At 74.1% G+C, this 8408-nt stretch carries 6 protein-coding genes and 1 pseudogene; 4 read left to right on the plus strand and 3 right to left on the minus strand.

Annotation, left to right across the window (positions count from 1 at the left end):
* A partial coding sequence (locus ABZV94_RS38350; RefSeq protein WP_356349142.1) for a SpoIIE family protein phosphatase occupies window positions 1-1705 on the minus strand: 1705 nt, incomplete at its 3' end.
* Between the two features lie 277 nt (window positions 1706-1982).
* On the opposite strand from ABZV94_RS38350, the gene ABZV94_RS38355 reads away from it, so the two are divergent.
* Entirely contained in the window at window positions 1983-5078 is a 3096-nt protein-coding gene (locus ABZV94_RS38355) for a glycoside hydrolase family 2 TIM barrel-domain containing protein (RefSeq protein ID WP_356349144.1), read from the plus strand.
* A 76-nt stretch (window positions 5079-5154) separates the two neighbouring features.
* Here the strand turns inward: ABZV94_RS38355 and ABZV94_RS38360 are convergent, their stop codons facing one another.
* The gene (locus ABZV94_RS38360; protein ID WP_356349147.1) at window positions 5155-5877 is read right to left on the minus strand and encodes a 2OG-Fe(II) oxygenase; all 723 of its coding nucleotides are present in this window, start codon (window positions 5875-5877) and stop codon (window positions 5155-5157) included.
* An 11-nt stretch (window positions 5878-5888) separates the two neighbouring features.
* The gene (locus ABZV94_RS38365; RefSeq protein WP_356349149.1) at window positions 5889-6401 is read right to left on the minus strand and encodes a methylated-DNA--[protein]-cysteine S-methyltransferase; all 513 of its coding nucleotides are present in this window, start codon (window positions 6399-6401) and stop codon (window positions 5889-5891) included.
* A gap of 218 nt (window positions 6402-6619) precedes the next feature.
* Between ABZV94_RS38365 and ABZV94_RS38370 the strand changes: the two genes are divergently transcribed.
* From ABZV94_RS38370 to ABZV94_RS38380, 3 genes and pseudogenes are all read left to right on the plus strand, one after another.
* Window positions 6620-6859: a hypothetical protein gene (locus ABZV94_RS38370; RefSeq protein WP_356349151.1), complete on the plus strand. Its 240-nt coding sequence runs from the start codon at window positions 6620-6622 to the stop codon at window positions 6857-6859.
* Window positions 6860-6872: 13 nt separating this feature from the next.
* A complete protein-coding gene (locus ABZV94_RS38375) occupies window positions 6873-7250 on the plus strand; it encodes a toxin Doc (protein ID WP_356349153.1) in 378 nt (125 codons plus the stop codon).
* Between the two features lie 334 nt (window positions 7251-7584).
* Window positions 7585-8408, plus strand: a pseudogene (locus ABZV94_RS38380) (hydrolase); the annotation flags it as partial.

An 8408-nucleotide genomic window follows, 5' to 3' on the forward strand; every position in this document is an offset into this window, starting at 1 on the left:
GCCGGCCGCCCGGCCGCAGCAGCACGGGCGGCGGATGCCCGGCGCGGGCCAGCGCGCAGCGGCGGGACACCGGGTCGTAGACGGCGTACAGGCAGGTCGCGCCGACCTCGCCCGGGCTGCCCTCGGCGCCGGCGTCCTCCGAGAGCCGCAGCACCAGGTCGTCCAGGTGCGTGAGCAGCTCGTCCGGGGCCAGGTCGATGTCGGCGAGGGTGCGCACGGCGGTGCGCAGCCGGCCCATGGTGGCCGACGCCTGGATGCCGTGCCCGACGACGTCCCCGACGACCATCGCGACCCGCATCCCGGAGAGCGGGATCACATCGAACCAGTCCCCGCCCACGCCGGCGCGGGCGGCCGGCAGGTAGCGGGAGGAGGCCTCCAGCGCGGCCGTGCGCGGCAGCGAGCGGGGCAGCAGGCTGCGCTGGAGCGCGAGCGCCGTCTCCCGCTCGCGGGAGTAGCGGCGGGCGTTGTCGATGCAGACGGCCGCGCGGGCGGTGATCTCCTCGGCCAGCAGCACGTCGTCCGCGGTGAAGGGGTCCGGGCGGCGGTGCCGGGTGAGCACCGCGACCCCGAGGGTGAGTCCGCGTGCCTGGATCGGCACGGACATCGAGGAGTGGACACCGAAGCGCCGCACCCGTTGGCCGCGCGCCGGATGCCAGGCCAGCCACTGGTCCATGTCACCGGCGGACACGGTGGCGGTGATGGTGCGGCCCGCGGTCAGCGAGTCGGCCTGGGGGGAGAAGGCCGGGTACTCCTCCGAGGTCCCGGGCGGGACCACCGCCTCGGGCCGGCCGGGCAGCACCGACTGGTGGGCGGCGCGGCGCAGCCGGACCGGCGCGGTGATGCGGGCCGGGGGCTCACCGCCGTACTCCTGCGGGTCCAGCAGGTCGATCGTGACGAAGTCGGCGAGCGCAGGCACGCACATGTCGGCCAGCTCCTGCGCGGTGCGGGTGACGTCGAGCGTGGTCCCGATGCGCACACTGGCCTCGTTGAGCAGTTGCAGCCGCTGCCGGGCGCGGTGGTTGTCGGTGACGTCGTGCGCGGCCAGGCACACGCCACGGACCCGGCCGGCCGGGTCCCGGACCGGCGCCATGCTGGCGAGCCAGGCGTGGGCCCGGTCCTCGCCTCCGGTGCGCATGAAGGTCTGCACGTCCAGGGGCCGGCCCGAGGTCAGCACCCGGAGCATGCTCTCCTCCAGCTCCTCGCTCTGCGGCCGGCCGCCGATCTCCGCGAGCCGGAGCCCCCGTACGCGCTCCTCGGGCAGCCCGACCACGTCGGCCATCGCCTCGTTCATCCGGCGCAGCCGCAGCCGGTCGTCGTACACGGCGACCGGGCACGGCGACTGGACCAGGCCCGCCTCGGTGAGCGGGTCGTCACCGGGGTGCGGACCGGTGCCGGCGAGCGGGGTGACCACGAGCCAGTCACCCGGGCGCTCGTCCTGCGGCGGGCGCCGGTGGGCGAGCAGCCACACGGAGACGGTGCGGCCGTCCCGGTGGCGCAATCCGACCGTCCCCGCCCAGCGCGGGCCCAGGGGCGGCACCGGGGTGCCGGCGTCGGCCAGCAGCTCGGCGGCGGGGCGGCCCAGGACGGCGGCGGCCGGATGACCGAGCAGGCGCCGGGCGCCCTCGTTCCACTCCAGCAGTGTTCCGTCGTCGCCGATGACAGCCCGGGCCGTCGCCGCATCGTCGAACGGATAGACCCGGCTCATCGTCGCCGCTCCCAAGCGCACACTCACAGTGAACAGGTGGCACCACTCGCGTACCAGCCTAGTGCTTCGCGCGCGTCCGTGAGCGCCGATCCGGGGCAGCCCGGCCGACCGGTCGAACGCGCCGGGGGCGCGGTCAAGGGGGATATCCGGCCGATGTGGCGCCGACGGTGCGCGCAAGGTTCCGGGCCCTTGACGATCGCGTGTGTCAGGACGTCAGAATCTGTTTGGTCACGATCAGTTGTGAGTACTTCTGGGCCCTGATGAGGGAGAGCCGCCCATGTCGGTCACGCGCAGATCGGTTCTGGTCGCCGCCACGGCAGCGCCCGCGGCCGGGACGCTCCCGAACATCTCCGCGGCTCCGGCCGCCCTCACCGCCGACGCGCCCGCCACCGGCGGACGCCTCACCGTGCCGCTGCGGGACGGCTGGCGCTTCGCCCTGGCCGACCCGGACGGCCGGGGCGACCCCACCGGCGCCCACGCGCGGGCCGCCGAGCCGGGCTACGACGACTCGGCCTGGCGCGAGGTCGCCGTACCCCATGACTGGAGCATCGAGCAGACCCCCACGACCGACCACGGCACCACCAGCGGCACCGGCTTCTTCCCGGGCGGCCTCGGCTGGTACCGGCTCGCCCTCACCCTCCCGCGCGCCCTGGCCGGCAAGCGGATATCGGTCGAGTTCGACGGCGTCTACATGGACGCCCGCGTCTACTGCAACGGCACCGAGGTGGGCCGCCACCCCTACGGCTACACCGGCTTCGCCTTCGACCTCACCGACCTCCTCCACACCGACGGCAGCACCGCCGACGTGCTCGCGGTCCAGGTGCGCAATCAGCTGCCCAGCAGCCGCTGGTACTCCGGCAGCGGCATCTACCGCGAGGCCCGCCTCGTGATCACCGAGCCGGTGCACGTCGCCCGCTGGGGCACCTACGTCACCACGCCGGAGGTCTTCGCCGACCGGGCGCGGGTGCGGGTGCGGACCACCGTGCGGAACACCTCCGGCACCGGCGCGGACGTGGAGGTACGCTCCCGGATCGTCGCTCCGGACGGCCGTACCGTCGCCCGTACGGCCACCACCGCCGCCGTCGCGGACGAGGCCACCGAGACCCACGAACTCACGGTCCCCCAGCCCCTCCTGTGGGACTTCGCGACTCCGGAGCACCGCTACACCCTCCACACCGAGCTGCGCGTCGGGGGCCGCACCACCGACACCCACCGCACGCCGTTCGGCATCCGCACCGTCCGCTTCGACCCGGACGAGGGCTTCTCCCTCAACGGCGCGTACACCAAGATCAAGGGGGTCGACCTCCACCACGACCAGGGCGCGCTCGGCGCCGCGATCAGCATCGACGCCGTGCGCCGGCAGATGCGGATCATGAAGTCGATGGGCGTCAACGCCTTGCGCACCTCCCACAACCCGCCCTCGCCGCAGATGATCCAGGTCTGCGAGGAACTGGGCATCGTGATGATGGTGGAGGCCTTCGACTGCTGGCGCACCGGCAAGACGACGTACGACTACGGCCGGTTCTTCGACGAGTGGTGCGAACGGGACGCCACCGAGATGGTCCTGGCCGCCCGCAACTCGCCCGCCGTGGTGCTGTGGTCCATCGGCAACGAGATCCCCGACTCCACCTCCACCGCCGGGCTCGCCATGGCGGACCGGATCATCGCCGCCGTCAAGGCCGCCGACGACACCCGGCCGCTCGTCATCGGCTCCGACAAGTACCGGCGCGTACCCGCCAAGGGCTCGGCGGCCGACCTGATGCTCGCCAAACTGGACGGCCTCGGCCTCAACTACAACACGGCCAAGTCGGTGGACGCCCTGCACGCGGCCTACCCGCACCTGTTCCTCTTCGAGTCCGAGTCCTCCTCGGAGACCTCGACCCGCGGCTGTTACCAGGAACCGGAGCACCTCAACACCGGTGAGAACCACACACCCGGCCGGCGTGCGGTCTCCTCCTACGACAACAACCTCGCCTCCTGGACCATGTCCGGCGAGTACGGCCACAAGAAGGACCGGGACCGCAAGTGGTTCGCGGGCCAGTTCCTGTGGTCCGGCATCGACTACATCGGCGAGCCCACGCCGTACGACGTCTTCCCGGTCAAGGCGTCCTTCTTCGGCGCCGTCGACACCGCGGGCTTCCCCAAGGACATGTACCACCTGTTCAGGAGCCAGTGGACGAGCGAGCCGATGGTCCATCTGCTGCCGATGAGCTGGAACCACGAGGAGGGCGAGACGGTGGAGGTGTGGGCCTACGCCAACGTGCCCACCGTCGAGCTGTTCCTCGACGGGGAGTCCCTGGGAGTACGGGAGTTCGACGTCAAGCGGACGACCGACGGCCGGGAGTACCTGGAGACCACCGAGCCCACCGGCGACGACAAGACCTTCACCGACGGCCCCTACCCGGGCAGTTACACCAGCCCCAACGGCAGCGCGGGCAAGCTGCACCTGACCTGGAAGGTGCCCTACCGGCCGGGCGAGCTGAAGGCGGTCGCCCGGCGGGACGGCAAGGTCGTGGCCGCCGACGTGCTGCGCACGGCCGGAGCCCCGCACGCCGTACGGCTCACCGCCGACCGCGAGTCCCTCGCCGCCGACGGCCGTTCGCTCGCCTTCGTCACCGCCGAGATCGTCGACGCCCACGGCGTGCTGGTGCCCGACGCCGAGCACCTGATCTCCTTCGACGTCACCGGCGGCTCCCTCGCCGGACTGGACAACGGCCGCCAGGAGAGCGCCGAGCGCTACCAGGCGAGCACCCGCACCGCCTTCCACGGCAAGGCCCTCGCCATCGTCCGCGCAGGCGTGCGGCCCGGCCCGCTGAAGGTCACCGCCCGGGTGGACGGCCTGCGCACGGGCACGGCGCACCTGCGCACGAGCCCGGCCCGCGACGCCGCGACGACCGAACCCGCCGACTTCCGGCCCGGCCACCCGGCGCCGCCCGAGTACCCGCGCGCCGACGCCGGTTACTCCGGCCGCCCGGACACCCTGCCCGCCGCGATGCTGGACGGCGACCCGGCCACCGGCTGGTCCAACGCCTTCGTGAAGCAGGCCACCGCGCTGCTGCCCGCGTTCAGCGGCGCCCGGGCGAAGGACTGGGTGTCCGTCGACTTCGGGCGCACCCGGACCGTCCACCGGGTGGCGGCCTCCTTCACGGTCGACGCCGGCCACACCCTCCCGGCACGGGCCGAGGTGGCGGTGTGGGACGGGCACGCCTGGGCCCCGGTGACCGGAGCGACGGTGGAGTGGGCCACCGCCTCCGACAGCCCGACGGTCATCACCTTCGACGCGGCCCGCGGCTCCCGGCTGCGGCTGACGCTCACCAGCGCCTACCCGGGGCAGACGAAGGGCGCGGTGCGGATCAGCCGGCTGGACGTGTGACGGGCGGCGCGCGTCCGCCGCGAGGCCGGCGGCGCGGTGGACGGTCGCGCGGCTTCTCGCGCGGAGGGTGTCGCGGTCAGGCCGCGTCGTGGAAGACCAGGCCCAGGGTCCGCCGCCGCCCCGACCGCACCGTGCTCACCCCGTGCCGCACCGCCCCGGCCGACCAGCCGCGGCGGGTGCGCACGGGGCGGTCCCGGGTGGTGAACACCAGCCCGTGCCCCTGCCGGAGCACGCTCGCCGTACCCCGCGACTGGGCGCGCGGGCGCTGTTCCACCATGAGGAACTCGCCGCCGGTGTAGTCGGTGCCGTACGCGTCCAGCGCGATCACCACCTGGAGCGGGAAGACCAGCTCGCCGAAGACGTCCCGGTGCAGCGCGTTCCAGTCGCCCGGACCGTACCTGAGCAGGATCTGCGCCGACCGGTCCTGGCCGGCCGTGTGGCAGCGCGCCAGCCACGCGTCGAGCGAGTCGGGCCAGGGCGCCGGGCGGTCCAGCCGGGCCGCCCAGTCCCGGGCGACCGGCAGCAGGCGCGGGTAGAGCGCGGCCCGCAGCGCGGCGACCGGTCCGGGCAGGTCGTGCGTGAAGTAGCGGTACTCGCCGGACCCGAACCGGTGCCGGCCCAGGTCGACCGTGGTGCGGAACAGCTCCGGCTCGTCGTACAGGGCGGCCAGGTCCGCGCACTCGGCGGGCGTCAGCAGCGGAGCGGTGGGCGCGCTGCCGTGCTCGTCCAGCTCGGCGGCGAGCGCCGCCCAGTCGGTGCGGGCCGCCCGGCGGCGGGCCTCGGCCAGAGTGAGTGCCACGGGTCCTCCCTTCACAGCAGCGTCGGCTGCAGCGCGCCCTCGTGGGTGAGCAGCCACCGCTTGTGCTCGACCCCGCCCGCGTACCCGCGCAGCGAGCCGTCGGCGCCGATCACCCGGTGACACGGGCGGACCAGCAGATGCGGATTGGCGCCCAGCGCCCGGCCCAGCGCGCGCAGTTCGGACCGGGGCACGCCGGCCCGGGCGGCCAGCTCGCCGTACGTGGTCGTCGTGCCGTACGGGATGTCGTCCAGGGCCTGCCACACGGTCCGCTGGAAGGGGCTGCCGGCGGGGGAGAGCGGCAGGTCGAACCGGGTCCGGCGGCCCGCGAAGTACGCGTCCAGCTGCCGGTGCGCCTCGGTGAAGGGCCGGTCGTCGCGGTCCCCGGGCCGGACGGCGGGCGCGCCGCGCTGCCCGGGCAGGGAGAGCGAGACCAGGGCGAACCGGCCGGCCGGGGACACGGATCCGGTCAGCAGCAGGTCGCCCAGCGGGCTCGGGTGCACGGTGTGCACGGTGTGCGTCTCCATCGGTGCTCCTACGTGTTCCGTCGGTGCCCCCGCGTCGTTCCCGGGGCGTCTTCCCCGGGGCGTCCCCCGGCTGCTTCCGCGCTTTCGAGTCTGCTGCGCGAAGGGCCGTGCCACCGGCGGGAATCGGACACGGCCCTCGGCTCCGGCCGGTACCGCACCGTATGCCTGCTGAGCTGCGCATATTTACGCGTGAGTACCCGCGCGGTACCGTGAGGGGCATGCCAGCTCTCAACGTGGAGTTCAGCGAACGGGAACTAGAGGACCTGCGGCAGATCGCCAAGGAGCGCGGTACGTCGATGAAGGCGCTCGTGCGCGAGGCCGCCGCGGCCGACATCGCCCGGCACCGGGCCCTCCAGGAAGGCGCCGAGGCGTTTCGCCGCTTCTTCGCCGCCCATGCCGAGGAGTTCGCGGCGGCCTTCCCCGACGACGAGCGCCCCGCCCAGGGCGCGACCGCCTGAGACCGCCCGAGAGATGCCTCCCGTCATCCACATCGACGTCCCCTGGCTGCTCCAGCGGCACGAGGAGGTCCTGCCCGGACAGCCCGCCGTGGACGACTTCTCCGCGCTGGTCGCCGCCGTCGCCCGGCACCGGGTGGACCCGCCACGGCTCGGCGTGGAGTCCGACGCGGCCTGGCGCGCCGCCGCGCTGCTGCACACCCTCGCGGTGCTCAAGCCGCTGCCCGCGGCCAATGCCCGCTTCGCCTGCGCGACCGCCGTCGCCTACCTGTCCGTCAGCGGTGCCGGCATCGACCCGCCCTACGGCGCCCTCGTCGATCTGGCCCGCGACCTCGTCTCCGGCAAGACCGACGTGTACGGAGCCGCCGACCGGCTCCGCTCCTGGCAGACCTGACGCGTCCGGGACCGCCCTGCCCCCGGCCGGCGGGGGAAGCCGCCGGGAGCCGCCGGCCGGGGACGGGCCTTCCGAGGAGGACCGGCACCCAGTCCACTACCGGACCGCCCGCCGCGGGAGCGTGCGCGTCCGCCGGACGCGTGCGCGCGCTTCACATGGGGCGCACGGGAGAACCGGCCGCTTTCGCGGCAACCCCTGGCCGGCACCGTGTTTCTGACTTTCCTTCAAAACGGCCGATGTCCTCCGTGCGCCTTGTTGCCCCTGTGGCACGTGTGCAAGGGTTCAAACGCGGTGAATTTCCCGCTCGCACCACGCGCCAAAAGGAATCCGCTCCGTGTTCACCCCCCACCCCCCTCGTCCTCCCTATCCGCCGTCCGGCGCCGATCCCGGGGAATCCGACGAGTTCCTCGCCGGCCCGCTGCGGGCCGGCTCCGACGCGGAGGCCTCCCGGTCGGCCGCCCTCCTGATGGCCCGGCACTGGCAGCCGGCCCAGGAGTACGCGGTCATCTGCCTGGCCGCCTCCGGGCCCCTCGCCCACATGGTCACCGCCACCGCCTTCCACCAGGTCCTCGGCCGGCTGGCGCTCGGTGAACCCGCCGACGCGCTGCGGCCCCGCCTGCTGGTGGCCGTCCGCGACACGGTCCTCAACTGGTCCGGCACCGACCGGATCACCGCCGTGCTCCCCGGACTCGGCAAACCCGCCGGGGGCCGCGGGATGCGCGCCGCGCAACCGCTCGTCCCGGAGAACCGCGCGCTCTCCGAGCGTTCCTTCCACGGCCTTTCCCGGCTGGAACAGGCCCTGTTGTGGCACGCCGAGGTCGAGGCCGAAGCGGTGGAGGTGCCCGCCGGACTGCTCGGCGTGGACATCGGGAACGCGACGGCCGCGCTCGAACAGGCCCGGGAGAAATTCCGCGAGGGCCTGGTACGCGCCCACCGGGAACTCGCGCCCGGCAAGGAGTGCCGCTACTACAACCGCCTGCTCGACGTCCCGATCCGCCGGGGCGGCGCCCTGCTGCCCGACGTCCAGGAGCATCTGGCCGGCTGCGCCTACTGCCGGCACGCCGCCGACCAACTGGGCCACGCCGACGCGGCGTTGGGCGTGCTGCTCGCCGAGGCCGTGCTCGGCTGGGGTGCCCGCCGCTACCTCGACTCGCGCCC

The sequence above is a fragment of the Streptomyces sp. NPDC004658 genome (assembly GCF_040609555.1).
Taxonomy (GTDB): Bacteria; Actinomycetota; Actinomycetes; order Streptomycetales; family Streptomycetaceae; genus Streptomyces.